This window comes from Maritimimonas sp. 2304DJ26-3 (assembly GCF_056591635.1).
Window position 1 is genome coordinate 381,632 of record NZ_JBWQOK010000001.1, and the last position, 25,615, is coordinate 407,246.

Below are 25,615 nucleotides of genomic sequence, written 5' to 3' on the forward strand. Positions count from 1 at the left end.
AATGGCAAAAGATAAAAAACAACAAAAAACTCAAGGAGAATTCCTTTTCGGAAAGCGTAATTATTTTATTATGCTTGTAGGTCTTATTATAATTGCTTTAGGCTTTATTCTTATGGCTGGTGGTGGTAGTGATGACCCAAATGTTTTTAATGAAGAAATTTATAACTTTAGAAGAATTCGTTTAGCACCTACTCTAGTGATTATTGGTTTTGTTGTCGAAATTTATGCTATACTAGCAAATTCGAAGAAAGATAATTAATGAGTTTTTTAGAAGCATTAATCTTAGGATTAATTCAGGGATTGACCGAATTTTTACCAGTATCTTCTAGTGGTCATTTAGAGTTAGCTAAAGCATTATTTGGTGATGATTCTTTACCGGAAGAAAGCTTAACTTTTACAGTTGTTCTTCACTTCGCCACGGCATTAAGTACGTTGGTCGTTTTCAGAAAAGAAGTTACAGAAATTTTCAAAGGATTGTTTCAATTTAAATGGAATGAAGAGCTTCAATTTTCATTAAAAATTATTGTTTCAATGCTACCAGCAGTTATCATCGGAGTTTTATTCGAAGAACAGTTGGAGTCTTTTTTTGGTGGTAAAATTTTACTAGTTGGCTGGATGCTTTTAGTAACTGCCATGTTACTTTTACTAGCCGACAGGGCAAAAAACACCAACAAGAATGTATCATATAATAATGCTTTTATAATTGGTATTTCACAAGCAATTGCTATGCTACCAGGTATTTCGAGATCTGGTGCTACTATTTCAACTTCCGTTTTGTTAGGTATTGACAGAACAAAAGCAGCTCGCTTTTCATTTTTAATGGTAGTACCTTTAATTTTTGGGAAAGTAGCAAAAGATATAATGGGCGGCGGTATTAATTTTGAATCATCGCAAATAGGTGTAATGAGTGTTGGTTTTTTAGCAGCTTTTGTATCTGGATTATTTGCATGTAATTGGATGATTACTTTAGTAAAGAATAGCAAGCTATCTTACTTTGCCATTTATTGTGCCATAATTGGTGCTATTGCCATTGGATATTCTTTATTAAATTAAATGACCGCTGAAAATTTTAAAAACGGACAAGTTCTTTTAATTGACAAACCTCTTGAATGGACTTCTTTTCAAGTGGTAAATAAGCTTCGTTGGGCTATCCGTAAGCAGTTTAATATTAAGAAAATAAAAGTTGGTCACGCAGGAACATTGGATCCTCTTGCAACTGGCTTATTGATTCTTTGTACTGGTAAATTCACTAAAAAAATTGATACATATCAGGCGCAAGTAAAAGAATATATTGGTGAAATTACAGTTGGTTCTACAACGCCATCATACGATTTAGAAACTGAGATTGATAAAAAATTCCCAATTGAGCATATTACGTATGAACTAATTCAGAAAACCGCCAAGCAATTTATTGGAGAGATTGAACAAAAGCCACCTATTTTTTCTGCGATAAAAAAAGATGGAAAACGCCTATATGAAATTGCAAGAGCTGGTCATACTACAGAAATAAAATCGAGAAAAGTAATAATTTCTGATTTTGAAATTACCAAAATTGATCTTGCAAAAATTGAATTTAGAGTTGTATGTAGTAAAGGGACTTACATCCGTTCATTAGCTCACGATTTTGGAATTGCTTTAAATTCTGGAGCCCACCTTTCCTCTTTGAGAAGAATAAAAATAGGAGAATTTTCAGTTAAAGAAGCAAAAACAATTGATGCATTCTTAAATGAATTAAGAGGCTTTTAAAAGTTTAAGAATATCTTCTTGTGTGTTTTTTCCTTTGTTCTTATTATACCATACCTGAAGATCTTTTTTAAACTCAGCATCTAAACTGCCGTGTTCCTTTTTATAGCTTTTTACCATTTCTGTGGCTCTTGATGGTCTTGGGCCCCAGTCTGCTATTACTTCATTTGTGACATCATCAATCGCAATCAATTTTGGTATGCTTCTGTTGCCATTGGTCAAAAATTTATTCATCAAAGCTTCATTATCATCTCTTAAAGCCACCTTTAGATTAATTTTATCGGAGAGCTCGGCTATTTTATTGATTATCGGTAAGGTTTGAGCGGCATCTCCACACCATCCTTCAGTTAAAACTAACCAAGTAATTTTCTTTTGAATATTCTCTGTAGCAGCAGCAACCTCTTCAGATAATTTTGTGGTTTTATCTAAACGCTTCATTCGCGAATCATTTAGTTTGCTATAATTTAATAGTGACTCCGTTTGCTCTTTACCTGTCGACTCACCTTTAGATAGTAAATCTTTAACTAAGTTTCTAAATTCAACATAAGACATAGCTTTTGACAAGCTTTCTTTGATAATTACATCCATATTAAAAATTATTTGCGGATAATTAGACATTTAAAAAAGAAAAACTTACAAGAATATTTTAAGTTTAATTATAAGTAGATTTTAAAGCGTCTATCATTACTTTAGTCATTGAAGTTAAATCAAGATCGTATTTCCAATTCCAATCTTTTTTTGCTTGTGAATCATCGATAGAATGTGGCCAACTATCAGCTATAGCTTGTCTAAAATCTGGTTTATAATCAATACAAAAATCAGGAATATGTTTTTTAATTTCTAACGCTATCTCTTCTGGAGTAAAATTGATGGCAGCAATATTATATGCGGTGTACTTATCTAGCTTTTCTTTTTGCATAATATCTACAGTTGCTTTTATAGCATCACCCATATACATCATGGGAAGGCGTGAATCTTTATTCAAAAAACAAGTGTACTTTCCTTCAGATAACGCTTTATGAAATATTTCAACTGCATAATCAGTGGTTCCACCTCCAGGCAACGTTTTATAACTTATTATTCCTGGATATCGAATACTTCGAACATCTACGTTGTATTTAATTTTGTAGTAATTACACCAATTCTCACCTGCAAACTTGCTAATTCCATACACAGTTGTTGGTTCAGTAACTGTGTTTTGTGGTGTGTTTTTCTTAGGAGTAGTAGGGCCAAAAACTGCAATTGAACTAGGCCAAAATATTTTATTAATCAATCCTTCTTTAGCTAAATCGAGTACATGAAACAATGAATTCATGTTTAGATTCCAAGCTTTATCTGGGTATTTCTCAGCCGTACCAGATAACATGGCACACATTAAGTAAACATCTGTTATCTTATATGTTTCAATAATATCTTTAATTTCATTCTTATCAGTGGCATCTAAAATTTCAAAAGTACCAGACCACATTAAATCAGCCTTGCCCGTAACAACATCAGAAGCAATTACATTATCATTTCCATAAATCTCGCGCAATTTCATAGTAAGTTCTGACCCAATTTGGCCACAAGCACCTATTACAAGTATTTTATTTTGCATCGTAAAAGTTAAAGATTAGCAAATATAATTAAACCTCTCATATCTAAACATTATTAATTTGTCTAAGAATGTTACTTTTGTGCTAAATCTTAATTTGATGATGTACAGATTTTTAATTATTTTTCTTTTGATCTTTTTTGGATGTAAAAATGAAGGGGGAAAACAATCAAACTCTTTTGAAGAAAAGAAATCAAAGAATGAATCTGACAAAATAACTCATAGTATTGGTGAGGTATTAAATCCAGACGCAAAAAAAATAATTGAACCATGGAAAGAATACTATTCTGTTGAAGAAACTCTCACAGAATATTATAATATAACGCCGATTGATGCTCTTACAAAAGCAAAATCATTATCTGATCTAACTCGGCAGTTAAAAGATTCGATTAGAATTAAACAATTTGATAAGCCAGACATTAAAATTCGGCTAAACGTATTACATAACACAGCGTTACGTTTAATGGACATGGAAGATATTTCGGAAATCAAAGATGAAGAAATAAAATCTGAAGTTAGTAATTTAATTAACTCTTTTTCGTCTATTAATAGCAAGATTAACAATATAACAGATAAAAAGAAGCTAGAAAAGCAGCTTTCAGAGTTTTAAAATTGATTTAATCTGTTAAAACTCTTAATATTTTGTTAATGCTTTATTAAATTTGCTAAATTTTAATTTCTTCTACATGAAAAGATCATTACTCTTGCTATCAATTATATTTACTCTTTCTTTAAACTCCCAAACTTTACCTCTTTTAGAAAAAGATAATTTATCAGAGAAAAATACTAAGTCAAAAGTTACATTTAAGGATTTAGTAGCTGACGGAAATTCTTATTTTTCGAAAATAGATGTAAACAAAAAAGGAAGCGGTTATAAACCCTTTAAACGTTGGGAACATCACTGGAGATATTACCTTCAGACGGATGGAACTATTGCTCCTTCGAAAGTTCTATGGAATGCTTGGAGTCAAAAAAATGATATGGCAAAATCCTCTAAAGCCACAAGTAATTGGACAGATAAAGGTCCTTTTGATCAGACGAGTAAAAGTGGACAAGGTAGGATTAATACCGTAGCTGTAGATCCAAACAATCCTGACATTATTTATGTAGGTGCACCAGCTGGAGGAATTTGGAAGTCTGTTGACTCAGGCGTAAATTGGGTTCCATTAACAGATGATTTACCACAAATAGGTGTTTCGGGCATAGCAATTGATGCTAACAATTCAAATATAATATATATTTCAACAGGTGATGATGATGCCGCTGATTCTTATTCGGTAGGTGTTTTAAAATCGACAGATGCTGGAGCAACTTGGAATGCTACCGGAATTTTAAATGGAAGTCCAATTTTGAGTAATGAAATAGTTATTGATCCAACTGATTCCAATAAAATATGGGTTGGTACAAGTAATGGCCTTTTTCTATCTACCGATGCAGGTGCGTCTTGGGATAATAAAATAATTAGTAACCACATTAGAGATTTTAAATTAAAACCTGGGGACCCAAACACTATTTATGCCGTTTCTTCTAACACTTTGTATGTATCTACCGATGGAGGAAATAATTTTCAACAAGTTGAGTCTGGTTTGCCTGATTCAAATGACTTAGGTAGATTACGTGTTGAAGTTACACCAGCTGCCCCAAATAATGTATATGTTCTTGGAGCTAAAACACAAAGTCAAAGTTATGCTTTTGAAGGTATCTATAAATCAACAAATAGTGGTGCTTCTTTTAGCAAAACTCAAGAAGTAAACGATATTTTCCAGAGCACACAGGCTTGGTATGACTTAGCGTTTGTAATTTCACCAACAGATGAAAATATAATGTTTGTAGGTGTTCTAGATATTTGGAAGTCTACTGATGAAGGTAACGATTTTACAAAAATTAACGACTGGAGAATAGTAAATTCTACTTTTACCCATGCAGACATTCATTTTATGAGGTATTATGGAAATATTTTATATGCAGGAACTGATGGAGGCGTTTATAGATCTACTGATAACGGAGCTTCATTTACCGACTTGACTAAAAACTTATCTATTAGTCAATTTTATAAAATTTCTGTTTCAAAACAGACTTCAACAAAACTTGCTGGTGGATTACAAGATAATGGAGGCTTTTCTTTTAGTAATAATGTTTGGAATAATTATCATGGAGGTGATGGAATGGATGCTGCGTCTGACCCAAATGATGAAAATACATTTTATGGTTTTACACAGTTTGGAGGAGTCTTGACTGTTACAAATAATGGTGGGGCAAATAGTTCATTTGTAACAAGCAGCCCTGTTCAAGGGAACTGGGTTACACCACTGGTGTCAAACAAAGGAAGTGACTTATATGCCGGTTATAACCATCTATATAGATTGGAAAACAATAGCTGGAATAAAATTTCTACAAGTGCTTTTGGCGGAAATTTGGAAGTCATTGAAGTTGATCCAAATAATAATGATAACATTTTTGTCTCTGTTGGAACAACATTATTTATAAGTAATAATAAAGGGAGATCATTTGATTCTAGAGACAATACTCAGACGGGACTTACTGGTAGTTTTATTAGCTCAATAGAAGTGCATAATTCGAATAGTAATATTGTGTGGGTATCAACAGCTGGGTCTAATCCACAATTTCCAAGTAGTGGTCATACCGGAGGAGGGGTTTTTAAATCTGTAGATGGAGGTCAAACCTTTACTGATATATCTTCTGGATTACCCTCTGAATCCAAATTTGTTGTAAGGCACCATCCTTTTTCTGATAATAATTCTATTTATGTTGGTACCGCTTTAGGTGTTTACCATATGAATGATAATGATGGAATCTGGGAGGTATTTTCTACTAATTTGCCCAATGTTGCTATTACAGATTTAGAAATAAACCCATATGACGCCACTATTACTGCATCAACTTATGGAAGAAGCATTTGGCAGTCGCCAATTCCAACAGTCACACTCCCTACAAATGAAGCTGATTTGATTAAAGTGGTATCACCAGACAATAGTGTATCTTGTGGTACAATTTTTCCTTCAATAAATGTTCTAAATAATGGTACTGCAGATTTAACTTCTTTGTCAATTAACTATAATTTAAATGGAGGGACAAATCAGGTTTTTAATTGGTCTGGCAATATAACATCAAATACTGTTGGAGCTATTGAATTACCTCAAATAAGTGCCCCAGAGGGATCCTATACTTTAAATATTGAATTAGTGCAAGGTAATGATGCTAATTTATTTAACAATAATAACTCTACTACCTTTGATATTAATCAAAGCCAAAGTGGTAAAATTACTTATACATTTGGTGATTTAAATCCTACGCGAAGACAAGATAATGGTGATTGGTTAGTTTCCAACAGTTTGTGGAAAACTGGCAAGCCTACGACTACTGATTTTAATGACCTTGCTGAATCAGCCTATGTGACAAACCCTACAGGAAATTATTCTGATGGTACTACGGCTTATCTTATATCTCCTTGTTATAATATATCGCGCCTAATAAACCCCGTTTTAAAATTTGACATGGCATTTGATATTGAGCTAAATTGGGATGTTTTTTATGTAGAATATTCTACTGATCAAGGCGCTGATTGGAAAGTTTTAGGTACAGCCAATGATCCAAATTGGTACAATAGCAGCTTTATAGACCCTAATAGGCCAATTACAATAGGTAAACAATGGACAGGTAAAGACACTACTTTAAAAGAATATAGCTATAATCTTTCGGAATTTGCTAATGAAACAAATATGATGTTCAGATTTGTTTTTGTATCTGACGCTGCGGTTAATGAAGAGGGTGTGGTTATTGATAATTTTTTTGTTGATGCTACCCAGGTTCTTAGTGTAAATGATTTAGATGCTACTAGCTTTGCTATATACCCCAACCCTTCAAAAGATATTTTTAATATTAGAAGGTCTAATTTCTTAGGTGAAAATATGGAAGTCAAAGTTTATGATATAACTGGTAAGTTAATTAAAAATCAAAAAAACATAATTAATAACAATTACCAATTAGATATGTCGGATGTTACTAAAGGCCTCTATTTCTTAAGAATTAATATTGATAATAAATTCCTTACAAGGAAATTGATTTTAGAATAAATCAACGGTTAAAATTCTAAAAAAGCTGCTAAATATGTCGGCTTTTTTATTTATTAAAATATTATATTTATCAATAATTTTTGATTTATAGATGTCGTTGAATCTTACTCAAATTGATACGGTAGAATCTATTACCAAAAAAGATTTTATTACCAATTATTTTAAAGCACAAAAACCTGTTGTAATAAAGTCACAAATAAAAGACTGGCCAGCTTTTAAAAAGTGGAATTTAGATTACATGAGTTCTATTGCTGGAGATAAAACTGTGTCATTGTATGACGACAGACCAGTAGATTATAAAGATGGTTTTAATGAACCACATGCTCAAATGAAAATGAGCGAATACATTAATCTCTTAAAAAAAGAACCTACAAAATATCGAATCTTCTTATGGAATATTCTAAAAGAAATTCCAGAGTTACAAAAAGATTTTTTTTATCCAGATTTTGGACTTCGATTAATGAAAGGATTACCCATGTTATTCTTTGGAGGTAGAGATTCTTATACCTTTATGCATTATGATATCGACTTAGCAAATATTTTCCATTTTCATTTTGAGGGTAAAAAACAATGTATTCTTTTCGATCAAGAGCAAAACAAATATTTATATAAAATTCCTCATTCTTTAATAACACGCGAAGATATCGATTTTTCCAATCCTGATTTTAATAAATGGCCAGTGTTAAAAAATGCTAAAGGTTATATTACAAATTTAGAACATGGTTATACTTTATATATGCCCGAAGGCTATTGGCATTATATGAAATATATTACACCAGGGTTTTCAATGAGCCTAAGAGCAATGGCTAGAAACCCTGAAAATTTAGGGAAAGCCGTTTATAACATCTTGATAATGAGGTTTATTGACAATTTAATGAGAAGAATAAAGGGTCAAAAATGGATCGATTGGAAAAATGAACAAGCAATAATCAGAACAAATCGATTCAACAATATTAAGGAATAAGCTCTAGGATTTTACGGTATACCAAATCTGATTCCCAACCTCTGTACAGTAAATAATCAGCTAATTTTTTACGTTTTTTGTATTTACTTTTTTCTTTAATTTCATTGAATCTCTTTAATGATAATGTATTGAAACTCTCTTCATAATCTAATTCGCTAATTTCTTTCAAGCCAGACTTAATATTATAATCAGAAATATATTTGGATCTTAATTCTCTAATTATCCGTTGCTTTCCCCATTTCTTTATCCTAAACTTTCCTCTTACATAAGTTTTAGCAAATCGCTCTTCATTTAAATAATTATTCTCTATTAAATGGATGATTATTAATTCTTTAACCGATGAAATCATATTCATTTCAGAAAGTTTTTTCTCAACTTCATAATGACAACGCTCTTGATATGAGCAATAATGTTCTAATCTTTTCCTTGCTTCGTCTACAGTAAAAGTTTTTTTCATAAAAAGTTTCAAAGCTCTAAAATAGAAATAAAATCAAGTAGAATCGATATAAAATGTATAGGATAAACGTTAATAAAGTTGTTATTAATATATAGTTATTAGGTCAAATTATCAATACTTGTTAAGTTATATTTACAAACCAAACCTTACAAGAATCCCCTTTGTAAGATCAAAATTAAATGAGGAGTCATGAAAAGAATTACAATCTTTTTATTATTGCTATGGGGAATTTTCGCCGCTAATGCGCAAACTATTATCGCTAAACAAAGTTTTGAAGCTTCTGGTGATACATGGTCTCCTTTGTCTTTTTCAACCCCTCCATGTGCAGTTGGAAATGATGTTTGGGATTATGTAAGTAGTTTTCCAGGAATACCTTCAGCAAGTGATGGCAGTCAGTTCTGGGGTATAAGAGACCTTAATGGAAGTTGTGGTGGTAATGGCTTTGAAACAATTTCATTTCCTAACATAAATATTTCTGCTAATTCTAATGTAGTATTTGCATTTGACTATAATGCAATTAGCTTTGAAAATAATGAAGATTTAAGATATGAGCTATTTTACGATAATGTTTCTCAGAGTGAAGTTATAGTTGTAAACGGCGTAAACGGAAATAGTGATAATACCAATGGATGGCAAACAGAATCAGTTAACATACCCTCTAATGTAACAAATGTAAGAGTAGTCTTATCTGCTAGAAACAACCATGGTAGTGATCGCGGAGGTTTTGATAATGTTCGACTATCTGGTATTGCAAGTTTTGACTCGGATAGTGATGGTGTTTTTAATCCATCTGACATTGATGATGATAATGATGGCATTATAGATTCTGAAGAAGGAGATTGTGCTCCAATTATTAATAATTCTAGTATAGAATCACCCTTAGTAACAGGTAGCACACCTTTTTTACAATCTTTTGACGGTGGAAATATTAAAATTTATAATGCTTCTAATATTCCTTTCTGGAATACCACCGCAAATGATAATGCTATAGAAGTTTGGAATAGTTCTAATTCGATAACAAATCCGCATGCTAATGCACATACTGGTAATCAATTTATAGAATTAAATGCAAATTTAGTAGCTTCTACTTATCAAGATCTTCCAACGGAGCCAGGCACCACATTGACATGGTCTGTTGCACATAGAGGCAGAAGCGGTACAGATAATGCTTCAGTTAGCATAGGTGCACCAGGAAATGTTTCTACTGTTCAAACAATGACTACTAATAATACAGCATGGGTTGTCTATTCAGGTTCTTATACCGTTCCAACTGGGCAAACAACTACAAGGTTTCAATTCGATTCTCTAGGTGGTGGTAGTGTTGGCAATTTTATAGATAGCTTTGTAATAACATGTACTGGAGCTTTAGACACAGATAACGATGGAATACCTAATAGTTTAGATCTAGATTCAGACGGAGATGGAATACCTGATAATGTTGAAGCTCAAAGTACCCAAAATTATACAGCTCCGAGTGGAAATGACACTAATTCTAATGGATTAGATGATATTTATGAAAATTCTACTGGTGTTGGTATTAATCCTATTAATACTGATAATATCGATTTGCCAGATTATTTAGATGTAAATAGTGATAATGCAGATGAAAATGATACTATTGAAGCAAATCTTTCTTTGTCTGGAAATGATTCGGATAATGATGGTTTAGATAATAGTATTGATACTTCTATTGGCTATAATGATCCTGGTGGGATAATAGACAATCCTTTAACGGGTGCAGTCATTTTACCTGATGCAGATAGTGATGTAAATTTTGGAGGTGATGTTGATTATAGAGATTCCCTTCCTGTATGTGGTTTTGTAACAATATGGAATGGTTCTAATTGGAGCAACGGTATGCCAAATTCTTATGCTTCTGTTACTATTAATGGAAATTACAACACATCAACAAATGGTGATTTTGATTCTTGTAATTGTACTATAAGTTCTGGAAATACAGTCACAGTCGCGGCAAATGATTATATTTTAATTGATAATGATTTAACCGTTAACGGAACTATAGAAGTATTACATGAAGGTTCTTTGGTAATGGTTGAAGATGATGGAAATGTTAATGGCTCAGCCAATATCCACAAAACATCAACACCCTTTAATCAATATGACTATATGTATTGGTCATCGCCTACTAGTGATGAAACTATTGGTAGTGCATTAGCTTCTTCAGAATCATCGAGAATATATACTTGGGACTACCAAGATGCGTGGGTTTTTACTCCTGGCCCTACAATTATGGGGCAAGGTATTGGTTATATAGCTATGGGAGATACTTCTGGTTCATTTCCTAAAACTCAATCTGTAGTATTTGATGGTCTTATAAATAATGGAACAATCTTAGCACCAATTAATATAGGCTCTCTAGATTTCGAAATCTGGAATCTTATCGGAAATCCATACCCATCTGCTATAAATGCGCAAACTTTTTTAGACGACCCTAGAAATTCTTCTATAGTGAATGGTACTATTTATTTATGGACACATAATACTCAAATATCAGAAGGCAATCCTGGAGGTGAGAGATTTAATTACGCAAGTAACGATTATGCTACGTACACATCGGGAACAGGTGGAGTTCAAGCAGGTTCTGGAGGTATTATTCCTAATGGATTTATTGCATCTGGGCAAGGGTTTTTTATTCAGGCAATTACAGCTGGGTCTGTAACATTTGACAACTCAATGAGAATTATCAATAATAACAATCAGCTTTTTAGAACAAATTCAAAAAAGTCCACATCAGAGAAAGATCGTATTTGGCTAGATTTAAAAAATGACAATGGTGTATTTAGTCAGATTTTAATTGGTTTTATTGAAGGAGCTACAGACGGAATAGATAGGAGCTTTGATGGAATACGATTTGATGGAGGTAGTTATGCTTCATTTTATTCAATTGTAGAAAATCAAAATTTAGCCATACAAGGGAAAAAATCAATTACTGATAAAGAGCACATAAAACTTGGTTTTTATTCATTTATAAACGAAGGCGACAGTTTGAAAATTGGCATCAATAATTTTGAAGGAAAAATTAACGAATATAATGCTTATCTAAAAGACAGGTTATTAGATATAACACACGATTTAAAAATCGAAGATTATTCATTTATAATGGAGGAACAAGGTGTATTTAATGATCGTTTTGAATTAATTTTAAGCAAATCTTCTGTTCTTAATACAGAAGAAAATATCATAAATCCTATAGATTTAGTCTTAATAAATCAAGAAAATACTCTTCACATAAGTACAACAAATGGAGCATTCATAAAAGATTTCAAAGCCTTCGATGTTTTAGGAAAACTAATTATTGATCAACGCCCAAATAAAGATAAATTTATAGTTAACACTAGTAATTTAAGAAAAGGTACAGTTTTAATTATTAATGCTACTTTAGAAAATAACCAAAAGATTACAAAAAAATTCCTGATACATTAAAAAGATAAAACGTGTTTTCAGCTGAAAACACGTTTTAATCCAAACTAACCAAACCTAAATCAATTTTTATTTTAAGACTTTAAAAAACTGCAAAGGTTTAAATTAATCCATAAAAAAATCCCATAACTTTTATTGTTATGGGATTTATTGATATAATAGTACCTTATTTTACAACTTTATCGTTTGCTGTAAAGAAACGATATTGTAAATACTGGTAAGCATCTCGTGGAATCACTTTAATCCACTTTTTATATTTGAAAAACCATTTGTTTTGTAATGATGGAAATCCTCCTTTAATATAGGATGCAACAAATGGATGTACATGTAATGTAACTCCTTTTACATCTTTAGAAAGTAATTTTTCTAATTGGCTTTCAATTTTATCAATCATAATGATTGGAGCCTCGACTTCTCCATTCTTATTAGGATTTTCTTCTTTTGTTTTAATAACCCTTTCAGGTCGTACTCTTTGTCTGGTAATCTGTACCAAACCAAATTTACTAGGTGGTAATACCTTGTGTTTTGTTCTAGATAATTTCATTTCATTTTTAAGATGTTCATACAGTTTATGTCTATGATCCGCTGTATGCATATCAATAAAATCAACTACTATAATACCACCCATATCTCTTAATTGCAATTGTCTAGCAATTTCAGATGCAGCAATTAAATTAACTTCTAATGCTGTATCTGCTTGTGAATTTGCTTTGTTTGAACGATTACCACTATTTACATCTATTACATGCAAAGCTTCGGTATGTTCTATGACCAAATATGCTCCTTTAGGCATTGATACTGTTCGGCCAAAAGACGTTTTTATCTGTCGCTCGATACCATATCTTTCAAAAATTGGAGTTTTAGATCTATGTAATTTTACTATAGATTCCTTTTCAGGAGCTATTCTACGCAAATAGATCTTTAGCTCTTCTACCAATGTTTTATCGTTTGTAATAATACTTGTAAAAGAATCATTAAAAACATCTCTTAAAATCGAAGATGCTCTATTCATTTCTGATAAAACTTTTGCAGGAGCTTGTGCTTTTGGTAGCTTTTCACAAAGCTTTACCCATTGCTGCAGAGAATTTTGTAAATCTTTATCTAAATCTGCTACTTTAATACCTTCGGCAACAGTACGCAGAATAACGCCAAATCCCTTTGGCTTAATACTTTGGGCAAGTCGCTTAAGACGTTCTTTTTCTTTTCTACTTCCAATCTTTTGAGATACAGAAACTCTATCAGAAAAAGGAACTAACACTAAATATCTACCGGCTATAGAAAGCTCTGAGCTTATACGAGGGCCTTTAGTAGATATTGGTTCTTTAACGATTTGTACTAATAAATTTTGACCAGCCTTTATAACCTGGTCAATACCTCCGTTTTTATTTATATCTTTTTCGAAACGGAAATTTTTTAAAGTGAATTCTTTTTGCTTACCTGTGCTTACTCGGTGTGTGAATTTACTTAAAGATAATAGTTGCGGACCTAAATCGTGATAATGTAAAAAAGCATCTTTTTCACTTCCTACATTTACAAAGGCTGCATTTAATCCTGATAATGTTTTTTTGATCTTAGCTAAAAATATATCGCCAACATTAAAATCATTATCGTTTTCATCTTTATGTAATTCAACCAACCTACCATCTCTTAATAAGGCAAAATCTATATCAGAGGAATTTGATCTAATTATTAATTCTGTTTTCACTCTGTATATGTTTTACACCCACACTAATTGCTGCTAAAAGCAATAATGCAGGTAGGTTAAATTAATCACAGGTTATTTTTTATAACCCGACGAAATTTATCTTAACAATAAATCTCTTTTTCAAAGAACGATTGTACTTCTTAAAAAGAAAAAATAGTTTAAAAACTATTTTTTCTTTTTGTGTCTATTTTGTCTACTTCTTTTTTTACGCTTATGAGTAGAAATTTTACTGCGTTTTCTTTTTTTACCACTAGGCATAGTTCAAACGTGTTTTATACTATTAATATTATTTTACTGGTACATTTTTCTTTACGCCTTCAACAAATACTTTTGCTGGTTTAAACGCTGGAATATTGTGTGCAGGAATCTTAATCGTAGTATTTTTAGAAATATTTCTACCTGTTTTTTCTGCCCTTGTCTTTACAGTAAAGCTACCAAAACCTCTTAAATAAACATTATTTCCACTCTCTAAAGAATTTTTAACTTCTTTCATTAAATCTTCTACAACTCTCAACACATCTGCTTTCTCAATTCCAGATTTATCCGAAATATTTGTAACGATTTCTGCTTTTGTCATTATTATTAAAATTTATATTATTATTTATTCCTTTTTAGGGGTGGCAAATATAAGATATTAAATCAATTTCAAAAAGCTAAATAGTTAAAATTTAATGAGATAAAAACAGTAATATTACCAAATCATTAAAAACGTATGCATTTTTCTAATACATTAATTTACTGGTATTTACAAAATAAACGTGATTTACCTTGGCGGAAAACAAAAGATCCCTATTCCATTTGGTTATCAGAAATTATTTTACAGCAGACCAGAATTGATCAAGGTCTATCTTATTATCACAAATTTACCGAGAATTACCCCACAGTTTTTGACCTTGCTAAAGCGGAAGAAAATGATATTTTAAAATTATGGCAAGGACTAGGATATTACTCACGTGCAAGAAACTTACATTTCTCCGCTAAGTACATAGTTAATGAATTGAATGGAAAATTTCCAACATCATATAAAGAATTATTAAAACTAAAAGGTGTTGGTGATTATACCGCTTCTGCTATATCTTCTATTTGTTATAATGAACCAACTGCTGTTGTAGATGGAAACGTGTATCGAGTCTTGGCTAGGTATTTTGGCATTGATATTCCTATTAATTCTACTAAAGGAGTTAAAGAATTTAAAGAACTAGCGCAAAGTTTAATTGACAAAGAGCAGCCAGATACTTTTAATCAAGCTATAATGGAATTTGGTGCCATTCAGTGTAAACCTCAAAATCCAGATTGTATAATTTGCCCTTTAAATTCAAGTTGTGTTGCTCTTGAAAATAAAAAGACAAGTCTACTTCCCGTTAAGGAAAAGAAACTAAAAATAAAAAAGCGCTACTTTAATTACCTTGTTATAGATGGAGATAAAACAATTCTTAACAAAAGAATGGGAAAAGGTATATGGCAGAATTTATATGAATTTCCATTAATAGAAAGTAAAAATGAAGTTGATTTAAATGAGCTTTTAGCTCAGTCTACTTTTGAACAGATTTTTAATAATGTAGCAACTGTAAAATCTTTCAATCAAGAACCCGTAATCCACAAACTATCTCATCAACATTTACACACAAAATTTTGGATAATTACACCTAAAGAAGCTATAAAAAATGGTGTTTCTTGGGATGAATTCGACAACTATCCTGTGCCTATTTTGATAGCTAATTTTGTGGAAAAATTTAAAAATAACGATTGATATTTTATTTATCTTTGATAAATAAATAGAATAAAAATGGCAGGTACACTTAATAAGGTTATGTTGATTGGGCATCTTGGCGATGAGGTAAAAATGCATTATTTTGATGGAGGTAATTCTATTGGTAGATTTCCAATTGCCACAAACGAAACATACACTAATAGACAAACAAACGAAAAGGTAACTACTACCGAGTGGCATAACATTGTTGTTAGAAATAAACTTGCTGAAATTTGTGAGAAATATTTAACAAAAGGTGATAAAATTTATGCTGAAGGTCGTATAAAAACCCGCCAATGGGAAGGTCAAGATGGCGGCAAAAGGTATACAACTGAAATACATGTTAATGATATGACCTTTTTGTCAACAAAAAAAGATTTACAGCAAAATCAGACAAACGAACCTTCTGCCATTAATGATCATAAGCCTTCAGAAAAACTGGTAAATGAGCAACCGCAAGATTATGAAGATGACTTACCATTTTAAGTTTAATTAAAATTTATTTTTATTGGATTCTGAGCCACCGAGTTTATATTTCTTAACTTCAGTTGATTGGACATTAACTTCAAGTGTAATTTTATTACTTGTTCTTTTATTAATTTCCGCGCTTATTTCTGGATCTGAGGTTGCATTTTTTTCGCTTTCAAAATCTCAATTAGAAGATGCTTCAAATGATACTTCTAAACAAAAAAATATAGTAGCTAGACAACTTGAAAATCCAAAAAAATTACTTGCCACTATTTTAATAGCAAATAATTTTATTAATATTCTAATCGTTTTATTATTTGCGTATATAGGAGAACATTTTTTTGGCGGCATAGAATCAACTTTACTACGTTTTGTAGTAGAAGTGATTATTATTACTTTTTTAATTTTACTATTCGGAGAAGTTTTACCAAAAATTTATGCCAATAGAAATTCCTTAAGTTTCGCATCATTAATGGCGCATCCGATAAATTTTTTGAATTCAGCACTAACCTTTCTGAGTGCACCTTTAATGAGTTTGACCACTATTGTTGAGAAGCGATTAGGTAAAAAGCAAACAGATTTTTCTGTAAAAAAATTATCTCAAGCATTAGAATTAACTTCAGAAGAGGCTACAACAAAAGATGAACAGAAAATTTTAGAAGGCATAGTTAGCTTTGGCAATACTGAGACCGTGCAGGTAATGTGCCCACGAATGGATGTTTTTGCCTTAGCGGATGATGAATCGTTTAATGAGGTAGTAGGCAAGATTATAGAAAACGGTCATTCAAGAATTCCTGTTTATAGTGACAATATGGATACTATTATTGGAGTTTTATACACCAAAGATGTATTACCACATCTGTCGAAAAAAACATTTCAATGGGAAAAATTGCTTCGAGAACCTTTTTTCGTTCCTGAAAACAAAAAATTAGATGATTTATTAAAGGAGTTTCAAGAAAAAAAGAATCATTTAGCTATAGTAGTTGATGAATATGGTGGAACTTCTGGTATTGTTACTTTAGAAGATGTTATCGAGGAAATTGTAGGAGATATTAGTGATGAATTTGATGATGATGATCTTTCCTATTCTAAGCTCGACGCTCATAATTATGTGTTTGAAGGAAAAATAGTACTTAAAGATTTTTATAAGGTTCTAGAAATTGATGAAACTGATTTTGAGGAACACAAAGGTGAAGCCGAAACCTTGGCGGGATTTATCCTTGAAATTTTTGGAAAGTTTCCTAAAAAGAATGAGATACTGAATTTTAAGAAGTATCAATTTAAAGTGGAAGTATTAGATAAAAAACGAATTAAACAAGTTAAAGTGACATTACCCAATGATTAAATATATTTTCTCACAGTCATTCTTGCGTAGGCAGGAATCCATATTAGTAGCGATTTTATGTCTTTTACTTGCATCCTGTAAAGAAGAAACTTTACCTAAACCAAAGGCTTTTTTAAGGTTGGCTTATAATGAAGTGGATTATCAAAAATCTACAACAGATTGTCCTTATGTTTTTGAGTATTCAAAAGGTGCAAATGCAAGTCCAAATTCAAAATGTTGGATTAATATTCAATATCCTTCTTTAAAAGCTTCATTAAATTTAACATATAGACCTGTAGAAGATAACTTAAAAGAATTATTATCAGAATCTGAAAAATTAACCTATAAACACTCAGTAAAAGCAGACGGTATCAGTGCGCAACCTTATTTAAATTCTGATAAAAAAGTATATGGTTCTTTATTAGAAGTTACTGGTAATGCAGCTTCGCCATTACAATTCCATTTGACAGATAGTACCAAACATTTTATTACTGGAGCTTTATATTTTGAAGTGCAACCAAATTATGATTCTATTTTACCGGCTATTAAACATGTAGAAAAAGACATTAAACATTTAATGGAAACATTAGAGTGGAAAAATTAAACTTTTTGTTTTCTACTTTGTAGAATCAAATAAAACTGTGCACCAAATAAAATAGCTGCAAAAAGCATATGTACTACTTGTGTACCAAACGGAAAGTTAAAATAATACATTAATACACCAGCCAAAACTTCAACCGTTAGAATTACTAAAATCCAAAAAAGCGAGGTGTATCCCAAGTTAAGTTTGCTATTTCTAAAAAACAACCAAATGTTTAACACTACCACTATAATGGAAAATGATCTATGAATTAAAAAATTGGTGTTTGATTCTAATTGCAATAATCCTTTATTATCAAATCCAATTAATTTTAATTGTTCATCTACAAACTCTCTAATATCTATACCTAAAATAATCTGAAGAATTGTTAACCAAAAGGCTATAAAAAGTAAATTTCTAAATAACCTATCTTCTCTAAATTCTTTTTTTAAGCTCGTCTTAAATTGTAACATTAATAATACAGCTACTATCAGTAACGCAACTAACATATGAATTGTAATTTTTGAAACTGCCAGGTTAGAATCAACAACCGTTTTACCTAGCCAAGCTTCAAACAACATTAAAAACAAAGCTAAAAATGACAGTAAAGTGAGTATTTTCTTTTCTTTCCAAAACTGCATTGAAGAAATTATAAGCAGTAGAAAAAAGATGCCAGATGCAGCTGTAGCAAGCCTGTTAATATATTCTACCCAAGTATGAGTGACATTAAATTTAGCATAATCGTGTTTAGTATAAGCTTTCCAATTTTGAGAGTTGAATTCAGTAGATGATACAAACTTACTCTTAGCCACAAACAAGGACTCATTCTTTATAATAACTAGCCCTTTTTTGAATTCAGTATTTGGTTTCCATAGCAGCTCTTCTTCACTTGTTGGCGGAATTAAATGTCCAAAACATTTTGGCCAATCTGGGCAACCCATTCCACTACCTGTCATACGAACCGTAGCTCCAGCAAGAATAATTACATAAACAGAAATTAAACAAACTTTAACTAGAACTGGAAAGTGTTTTTTCATTCAAGAAATTTCAACAAAGATAAATAAAGGCATAAAAAAAGGCTTCACAATGGAAGCCTTAATTTATAAGTTTTAAAAGAATTAGTTTTCAACTTTTTCTTTTACATCTTTAGCAGCTTTTTCAACAGCAGCAGCGCCATCTTTTACTACTTCTTTAGCACCATCTTTTACAGCATCAACTGCATCACCAGCTTTAGCAGCAGCAGAATCAGCTACTTTTTCTACAGCGTCACCAGCAGCTTTAACAGCGTCACCAGCAGCATCTACTGCATCTCCAGCAGCGTCAGTAGCAGCATCAGCAGCTCCTTCTACAGCTTCAACAGCATCTTTAGCATCTTCTTTTGCTCCTTTAGCAGTTTCCTTACACGATACAGCTACTAAACCTACGATAGCTAGCATCAATAATCCTTTTAATAATTTCATTTGTTTGATAAATTTAGTTTTATACGTTAACGAAACGCAAATTAACCAATTATATTTTATATAAACAAAGGTTTTTTTTGTTTTTATTTATTCAGTTTCAGCCACTTCTGTGACTTTATACAAGTCACCTCCGGCTATCTTTTCTACTGTCTTTACAATATCTTTTTTAGATAATAAATTGGTGTCATATTCTACAATACCTTTTTTCTCTTCGAAATTTACTAAAACATACTTTACACCTTCAGTTTTTGCCAATTTTGATTGAATAGTCTTGGCGCAACCTATTTGACATGTCATTCCTTCAATATCTAATGATACTTTCTTAAGGCTTACAGCCATTTCTTTTGCTCCTTTAACTGCAACCATCTTATCTTCTGTACTATTTGTTTTTGCACAAGAAAAAAATACAACTCCTAACAAAGAAAGAAAAAAGACACTTTTTATTAGCCTCATAATCAATATTTAATGATTTTAAGGCAAATGTAACGATAAATACTTTGTTCAAATAAGTTATAACTAAACTTTAACTTTTAAGTAAGAACATTAATTCAAGTTAAATTATTATACGACATTTGTTGCTTCGATATTTAACTAAATGAGTCAAAAAAAGCTACGCTGGTTCTACTTAGTCATTCTTGCAATTGTATGGGGAAGTTCATTTATTTTAATGAAAAAAGCCTTGATTGGCTTAACCCCAATACAGGTTGGAGCTTTACGAATTTTAATAACTGCTTTAGCACTTCTTTTAGTAGGATTTAAAAGCCTATTTACTATAAAAAAGCATCATTGGTGGTATATTTTCTTAACTGCCATATTAGGCACATTCTTTCCTGCATTTCTATTTGCTTATGCTATTAAAGGAATTGATAGTTCAATTGCTTCAATTTTAAATTCTCTAACCCCATTAAACACATTAATTATAGGGTTCTTAATTTTTGGTTTTGCATTTAAACGATCCCAATTATTTGGGGTTTTAATAGGATTAATAGGTACAGTAATTTTAATACTTAAAGGTGCTGCTTTGAATCCTGATCAAAATTATTGGTTTGCTTTATTACCAATTATTTCTTCTATCGGTTACGCTTTTAATGTAAATATTTTAAAAAAACATTTAGGTGATATTAGTGCTTTAGCTGTAACCACGGGTAATTTTGTTTTGATTATTATTCCAACACTAATAGTTTTATGGTATTCAAAATTCTTCACAACTTTTGAATACACGCCCGAAACTAAAACCTCTCTTCTTTATCTAACTATTTTAGCTGTAATTGGCACTGCTTTTGCAAAAACATTATTTAATAGATTGGTACAGATTTCTACACCTGTTTTTTCTTCTTCCGTTACCTACCTCATACCTATAGTTGCTATTTTTTGGGGAGTTTTAGATGGTGAAAATTTAAGTTTTATTCAACTAATTGCTGGTGGAATAATCTTGCTTGGTGTTTATTTAGCTAGTAAAAAATAAAAAGCCGAACATTTAAAATATTCGGCTTTTATAATTTATTCTAAGAATCTATTTTTATTTAAAGTCTTCTTCTGTTACTCCTTTATTAATTAAAACTTCAATTAAAGTCGATTCAACTTTTTGAGGCCCTAAAGATCCTTCTTTTTTTCCAGCAAACTTAATCCCATCAAAATCTTTATAATCAGAATATGTTGCTTCTTGAGATTGCGTTTTTCCACCCATATTGATTAAAGAAATTTCCTTCACCTTTAAACCAGAATCAACATCATAAAACATTGAAGCCGATACAGCTTCGCCAGGAACATCAATTTTATAAGCATCCTTACCGTTTATTGTTTCAATTCCAGCTAATTCAACTTTATCATTTGTTAAATAACTCAATTCCACGAAAGTGCCAAAAGAGTTTTTAAGGTCATTCAACATATTGGCTGGCATCGGCATCTTATTAGCACCTTGTTTCATATACATTTCAGAATCATTTGCAACTACCATCATCATTGGAGTGCCATTCATATAAGTAGTATTCTTATACTTATCTGCAACACGTTTTTCTTCTACCAATACTTTAGAGCCCATAGCTTCCGCTTCATATTTAGTAACAACGGAGTTAACTCCCTTTAATTTATCTAGACCGCCAATAGCTTTGATATAATTCTCTAATACGGTTTTAGCAGTAACTCCAGCAGGAATTGGCTTAGAAAATTTAGGTTTTTCAATACTATTGCCATATTTATCAAAGTAGTTCATTTTATATCCTAATTGTTCTAACTTATCAGCAACGTCTACTCCTTTACCAGTAACTATAATTCGAGCATTATCAATTTGAAAATATTTATTCGCTGCTTTTTGAACATCTTCTAAAGTCACAGCTTCAAAATTCTTTAAATAGTTTTCATAATAATCTGCTGGCAACCCTAATGTTTGAATATTCAAGGCATAGCTAGCTATCGTTGTAGGGCGTTCTAATGCTCTTACAAAACTTCCAACATATTTGGCTTTTACTAAGTCTAACTCGGCTTGATCAATTGGTTTTGATCTTACTTTTTTAATTTCTTTTACAAACTCTACAACAGCACTATCGGTTACTGCATTTCTAACCGCCGCAGTTGCTTTAAATCTAGACGCGTATCTGCTTGCACCAATACCTGAATAAGCACCATAAGTGAAGCCTTTGTCTTCACGTAAATTTTTGTACAAACGAGCCGTACCTCCACCACCTAGGATCTGGTTTGCTAATAAAGCTGCGTAATAATCACCATCATTCATGTGTAATTTAACTGCGTTAATTACAGATACTTCAGATTGAACAGCATTTGGCACATCTATAAAATCAATTTCAGTAACTGAAGGGTTTTCAACTACAGGTAGTTCTTTCTTTGGTAATTCTGCTTTTTGCCATTTACTAAATAATGTTTTAACCTGCTTTCTAATATCTTTAAAATTAACATCCCCGATAATAATTAAATAAGCATTATTAGGTTTGTAGTAAGTGCTATACAGTTTTTGAACGTCATCAATTTTTACATTTTCTAAGCTCTCTTTTGTTGTTGATTCTCCAAAAGGATGATCTTTACCATAAGTCAAGGCATTTTCTACTCTGGTAGCAATTGCTTTAACATTACTTTCTTGATTCTTTATACCATCTAAACTTTGTTTTACTTGTTTATCAAATTCGTCTTGAGAAAAAACAGGATTTATGGCAGCATCTGCCATTAACTCCAGTACTCTAGGGAAATATTTTGATAAACTATTAGCTCTAGCACCTTCATCCCAAAAAGAGATGTTTGCTCCTAAATAATCAACTTCTTCGTCAAATTTAGCCTTAGGCATATTGGTTGAGCCTGTTCCTAACATTCCGCCCAATAAACCTTCTACTCCTTTTTTATCACCCAACGCATTAGGTAAATTATCGATAGTTAATGTAGCACTTACTCTAGGTAATTTATGGTTTTCTACTACTAAAACTTTTAACCCATTCTTTAATTCAAAAGTTTCTGGTGTGCCCAAATTAATTTTTGGTGCTGGTCCTGGTTTTGGTTGTTTACTTCTATCAATTTGAGCAGAGACTCCTAAAGAAAGAAGAAATATTATTATGATTGAAAATATCTTATTTTTCATTTTTGCTTTTTTAAACTAATTATTTTTCTTTTTGAGACTCAGGTAAGTAATCGATAATAACGCGCTTGTTTTTATCTAAATACTTCTTTGCAACTTTTCTAATCTCTTCCTTAGTAATAGAATTCACTATTTCTAATTCTTTATTAATCATACTTGTATTACCAACTAACAAATAATATGTTGCTAATGTACTAGATATACCTTGCACATTTGAATTAGAACTAACGTATTGATTTTCAAATTTATTTCTAACTTTCTGTAAATCTTTATCAGAAATTAAATCTGTTTGAAGCTTTACAATCTCTTCATCAATTTCATTAATAAGATCGTCTAAAGAATTACCCCCTAAAGGAATTGCCCCCATTATATATACACTATAATCTTTTAATGGCCTTGAAAAGGAAAATGCTTGTAGTGCTTTCTTTTTATCGTCAACTAATTTTTTATACAATCTTGAGCTCTTACCATCACTTAGAATAGTAGAAATTACATTTAAAACTCTTGCATCTCTTTCTTTCATAGATGCTGTTTTATAAGCCAATAATATTGCAGGTAATTGAATATTTGCATCATATTCTTTTACTCTTTTTTCTTGGGTTCTTTCTGGTTCTATAATATTATGACGATCAGCAATTTTTCCTTTTGGAATAGGACCGAAATAATCTTTTATCATTTTCTTCGTCTTTTCAATCTCTATATCACCTGCAACAACTAGTACTGCATTATTAGGCATATACCATTTTTTAAAAAAAGCTTCGAAATCTTCTAGTTTAGCGGCATCTAAATCTTTTATATAACCAATCATTGGTCTACCATAAGGATGCTTATCAAATAAATGGTTATAGATATCACCATAAATTGCCTTTCCATAAGGAGCATTATCCATACGGAATCTTTTTTCTTCTTTTACCACCTCATTTTGTGTATCGACAGCTTTTTGATCAATTATTGGATGCATTAAACGTTCTGACTCCATCCAAAGAGCTAACTCTAAATTATTAGAAGGGAATGTTTCAAAATAATCGGTTCTATCCCAATTAGTACTTGCGTTTCTAGTACCACCATTTGCAGCTACAATATTATTCCATTCTCCTCTTGGAATGTTCTTTGAGCCAGTAGATAAAAGGTGTTCATAAAAATGAGCCATTCCAGTTTTACCATCTTCTTCATCCATAGCACCTACATTATACATTACTCTAGTTGTTACAACCGGTGCATTGTTGTCTTGATGTAAAATAACGTGTAATCCGTTATCTAAATCATACTCTATAAAATCTACTTTTTGAGCACTAATAGCTAGTAATGCAACAAAAAATAAAGCTAGAGCTAAATTCCATTTTTTCATTTGATAGATTTTTAATTGTTGTTTGTGATATCTGACGTTAACTTATCAGATTTGTTACCCTTTTTCTTAGTTTTTTTAGAGGAATACAAATTTAATAAAATAAGCATCCTTATTAAAGGAATAGCCCTGCATTAATTTTTAATTAAACCTATTGTCAGTATGTAAAATAGCTGTATATTTGCACTCATTTTTAATTAAGCGAATCCCTCCAAGTGGGATATTATAAAAAACATTTAAATTATGTACGCAATTGTAGAGATAGCAGGGCAGCAATTTAAAGTAGCAAAAGACCAAAAGGTATTTGTGCACCGTTTACAAGAAAAAGAAGGATCAAAAGTAACTTTTGATAATGTTCTTTTAGTGGATGATGGCAAAGTAACTATTGGCGCCCCAGCTATAGACGGAGCAGCAGTAACTGCAAAAGTCATTAAGCACCTAAAAGGTGATAAAGTAATCGTTTTTAAGAAAAAACGTAGAAAAGGATACAAGGTAAAGAACGGACACCGTCAATCTTTATCTGAAATTCAAATAGAAGGTATTGTTGCAAGTGGTGCTAAGAAGACTGCTAAAAAAGCTGAGCCTAAGAAAGAAGCAGCTCCAAAGACAGAAGAAAAGAAAGCTCCTGTAAAGGCAACTGAAGATTTAAGCAAAAAAACAGTAGCAGAATTAAAAGAAATGGCTAAAGCTAAAGGGATCGAAGGAATCTCCTCAATGAAAAAAGCTGATTTAATTGCTGCATTATCATAATTAATAACAATAATTAAAACTATAGATCATGGCACATAAAAAAGGTGTAGGTAGTTCTAAGAACGGTAGAGAATCAGAATCGAAACGCTTAGGTGTTAAGATTTTTGGTGGACAAGCTGCTCTAGCAGGTAACATTATTGTTCGTCAAAGAGGTACAAAACATCACCCAGGTGAGAATGTATATATGGGTAAAGACCATACGTTACATGCACAGGTTGATGGTTTAGTAAAATTTACCAAAAAGAAAGATAACAGATCTTACGTTTCAATCGATCCGATTGAAGCTTAAGAATTTGTAAAATAAATTGTAAAACCCTTACCATTTCGGTGAGGGTTTTTCTTTTATATTTGTGAAGCATT

Annotated in this window: 24 protein-coding genes; 14 read left to right on the top strand and 10 right to left on the bottom strand. The window is 31.5% G+C overall.

Annotated elements, in window-relative coordinates:
• Position 1 precedes the first annotated feature (1 nt).
• From AC1EUV_RS01795 to truB, 3 genes are read left to right on the top strand one after another with little or no spacing between them, the layout of a single operon-like run.
• A complete protein-coding gene (locus AC1EUV_RS01795) occupies positions 2-259 on the top strand; it encodes a DUF3098 domain-containing protein (protein WP_480196945.1) in 258 nt (85 codons plus the stop codon).
• Positions 259-1,053 (top strand): undecaprenyl-diphosphate phosphatase, encoded by a 795-nt coding sequence (locus AC1EUV_RS01800; RefSeq protein ID WP_480196946.1) that lies wholly within the window; start codon positions 259-261, stop codon positions 1,051-1,053. The genes AC1EUV_RS01795 and AC1EUV_RS01800 overlap by 1 nt, the downstream gene beginning before the upstream one ends.
• Positions 1,054-1,746: a tRNA pseudouridine(55) synthase TruB gene (gene truB, locus AC1EUV_RS01805; RefSeq protein WP_480196947.1), complete on the top strand. Its 693-nt coding sequence runs from the start codon at positions 1,054-1,056 to the stop codon at positions 1,744-1,746. It abuts the gene before it with no gap.
• Here the strand turns inward: truB and AC1EUV_RS01810 are convergent.
• Positions 1,732-2,331: a thioredoxin family protein gene (locus AC1EUV_RS01810; protein WP_480196948.1), complete on the bottom strand. Its 600-nt coding sequence runs from the start codon at positions 2,329-2,331 to the stop codon at positions 1,732-1,734. The genes truB and AC1EUV_RS01810 overlap by 15 nt on opposite strands.
• A 64-nt stretch (positions 2,332-2,395) precedes the next feature.
• Complete coding sequence (locus AC1EUV_RS01815) at positions 2,396-3,340, bottom strand: NAD-dependent epimerase/dehydratase family protein (protein WP_480196949.1); 945 nt, start codon at positions 3,338-3,340, stop codon at positions 2,396-2,398.
• 97 nt (positions 3,341-3,437) lie between these two features.
• On the opposite strand from AC1EUV_RS01815, the gene AC1EUV_RS01820 reads away from it, so the two are divergent.
• From AC1EUV_RS01820 to AC1EUV_RS01830, 3 genes are all read left to right on the top strand, one after another.
• Positions 3,438-3,947, top strand: a complete 510-nt coding sequence (locus AC1EUV_RS01820) for a hypothetical protein (RefSeq protein ID WP_480196950.1) — start codon at positions 3,438-3,440, stop codon at positions 3,945-3,947.
• Between the two features lie 76 nt (positions 3,948-4,023).
• On the top strand, positions 4,024-7,431 hold the full coding sequence (locus AC1EUV_RS01825) for a T9SS type A sorting domain-containing protein (RefSeq protein ID WP_480196951.1): 3,408 nt from the start codon (positions 4,024-4,026) through the stop codon (positions 7,429-7,431).
• A 91-nt stretch (positions 7,432-7,522) separates the two neighbouring features.
• The gene (locus AC1EUV_RS01830) at positions 7,523-8,395 is read left to right on the top strand and encodes a cupin-like domain-containing protein (RefSeq protein ID WP_480196952.1); all 873 of its coding nucleotides are present in this window, start codon (positions 7,523-7,525) and stop codon (positions 8,393-8,395) included.
• Here AC1EUV_RS01830 and AC1EUV_RS01835 read toward each other — a convergent pair.
• Positions 8,385-8,852, bottom strand: a complete 468-nt coding sequence (locus AC1EUV_RS01835) for a regulatory protein RecX (protein WP_480196953.1) — start codon at positions 8,850-8,852, stop codon at positions 8,385-8,387. The two genes, AC1EUV_RS01830 and AC1EUV_RS01835, sit on opposite strands and share 11 nt — an antisense overlap.
• Positions 8,853-9,041: 189 nt before the next feature.
• Between AC1EUV_RS01835 and AC1EUV_RS01840 the strand changes: the two genes are divergently transcribed.
• Positions 9,042-12,296, top strand: coding sequence for a hypothetical protein (locus AC1EUV_RS01840; RefSeq protein ID WP_480196954.1), 3,255 nt, complete (start codon positions 9,042-9,044; stop codon positions 12,294-12,296).
• 163 nt (positions 12,297-12,459) lie between these two features.
• On the opposite strand, the gene AC1EUV_RS01845 is transcribed toward AC1EUV_RS01840, so the two are convergent.
• Complete coding sequence (locus tag AC1EUV_RS01845; protein WP_480196955.1) at positions 12,460-13,998, bottom strand: Rne/Rng family ribonuclease; 1,539 nt, start codon at positions 13,996-13,998, stop codon at positions 12,460-12,462.
• A 286-nt stretch (positions 13,999-14,284) separates the two neighbouring features.
• Complete coding sequence (locus AC1EUV_RS01850; protein ID WP_480196956.1) at positions 14,285-14,575, bottom strand: HU family DNA-binding protein; 291 nt, start codon at positions 14,573-14,575, stop codon at positions 14,285-14,287.
• A 135-nt stretch (positions 14,576-14,710) separates the two neighbouring features.
• On the opposite strand from AC1EUV_RS01850, the gene mutY reads away from it, so the two are divergent.
• From mutY to gldD, 4 genes are read left to right on the top strand one after another with little or no spacing between them, the layout of a single operon-like run.
• A complete protein-coding gene (mutY, locus tag AC1EUV_RS01855) occupies positions 14,711-15,748 on the top strand; it encodes an A/G-specific adenine glycosylase (protein ID WP_480196957.1) in 1,038 nt (345 codons plus the stop codon).
• A 36-nt stretch (positions 15,749-15,784) separates the two neighbouring features.
• The gene (locus tag AC1EUV_RS01860) at positions 15,785-16,234 is read left to right on the top strand and encodes a single-stranded DNA-binding protein (protein ID WP_480196958.1); all 450 of its coding nucleotides are present in this window, start codon (positions 15,785-15,787) and stop codon (positions 16,232-16,234) included.
• A 22-nt stretch (positions 16,235-16,256) separates the two neighbouring features.
• Positions 16,257-17,561: a gliding motility-associated protein GldE gene (gene gldE, locus AC1EUV_RS01865; RefSeq protein ID WP_480196959.1), complete on the top strand. Its 1,305-nt coding sequence runs from the start codon at positions 16,257-16,259 to the stop codon at positions 17,559-17,561.
• Positions 17,554-18,144: a gliding motility lipoprotein GldD gene (gene gldD / locus AC1EUV_RS01870; protein ID WP_480196960.1), complete on the top strand. Its 591-nt coding sequence runs from the start codon at positions 17,554-17,556 to the stop codon at positions 18,142-18,144. Before gldE ends, gldD begins: the two co-directional genes overlap by 8 nt.
• Here gldD and AC1EUV_RS01875 read toward each other — a convergent pair.
• From AC1EUV_RS01875 to AC1EUV_RS01885, 3 genes are all read right to left on the bottom strand, one after another.
• Positions 18,141-19,157, bottom strand: coding sequence for a COX15/CtaA family protein (locus tag AC1EUV_RS01875; protein ID WP_480196961.1), 1,017 nt, complete (start codon positions 19,155-19,157; stop codon positions 18,141-18,143). The two genes, gldD and AC1EUV_RS01875, sit on opposite strands and share 4 nt — an antisense overlap.
• 81 nt (positions 19,158-19,238) lie before the next feature.
• Positions 19,239-19,580, bottom strand: coding sequence for a hypothetical protein (locus AC1EUV_RS01880; RefSeq protein ID WP_480196962.1), 342 nt, complete (start codon positions 19,578-19,580; stop codon positions 19,239-19,241).
• Between the two features lie 87 nt (positions 19,581-19,667).
• Positions 19,668-20,033, bottom strand: a complete 366-nt coding sequence (locus tag AC1EUV_RS01885; protein ID WP_480196963.1) for a cation transporter — start codon at positions 20,031-20,033, stop codon at positions 19,668-19,670.
• Between the two features lie 142 nt (positions 20,034-20,175).
• Between AC1EUV_RS01885 and AC1EUV_RS01890 the strand changes: the two genes are divergently transcribed.
• The gene (locus AC1EUV_RS01890; RefSeq protein ID WP_480196964.1) at positions 20,176-21,045 is read left to right on the top strand and encodes a DMT family transporter; all 870 of its coding nucleotides are present in this window, start codon (positions 20,176-20,178) and stop codon (positions 21,043-21,045) included.
• A gap of 54 nt (positions 21,046-21,099) precedes the next feature.
• Here AC1EUV_RS01890 and AC1EUV_RS01895 read toward each other — a convergent pair whose 3' ends face one another.
• Positions 21,100-23,163 carry a M16 family metallopeptidase gene (locus tag AC1EUV_RS01895; RefSeq protein ID WP_480196965.1) on the bottom strand — a complete coding sequence of 688 codons (2,064 nt, stop codon included), beginning with the start codon at positions 23,161-23,163 and terminating at the stop codon, positions 21,100-21,102.
• 19 nt (positions 23,164-23,182) lie between these two features.
• The gene (locus AC1EUV_RS01900) at positions 23,183-24,508 is read right to left on the bottom strand and encodes a M16 family metallopeptidase (RefSeq protein ID WP_480196966.1); all 1,326 of its coding nucleotides are present in this window, start codon (positions 24,506-24,508) and stop codon (positions 23,183-23,185) included.
• 240 nt (positions 24,509-24,748) lie between these two features.
• Between AC1EUV_RS01900 and rplU the strand changes: the two genes are divergently transcribed.
• Positions 24,749-25,255: a 50S ribosomal protein L21 gene (gene rplU, locus AC1EUV_RS01905; RefSeq protein ID WP_480196967.1), complete on the top strand. Its 507-nt coding sequence runs from the start codon at positions 24,749-24,751 to the stop codon at positions 25,253-25,255.
• A gap of 28 nt (positions 25,256-25,283) precedes the next feature.
• A complete protein-coding gene (gene rpmA, locus AC1EUV_RS01910) occupies positions 25,284-25,544 on the top strand; it encodes a 50S ribosomal protein L27 (protein WP_480196968.1) in 261 nt (86 codons plus the stop codon).
• The last annotated feature ends 71 nt before the right edge of the window (positions 25,545-25,615 follow it).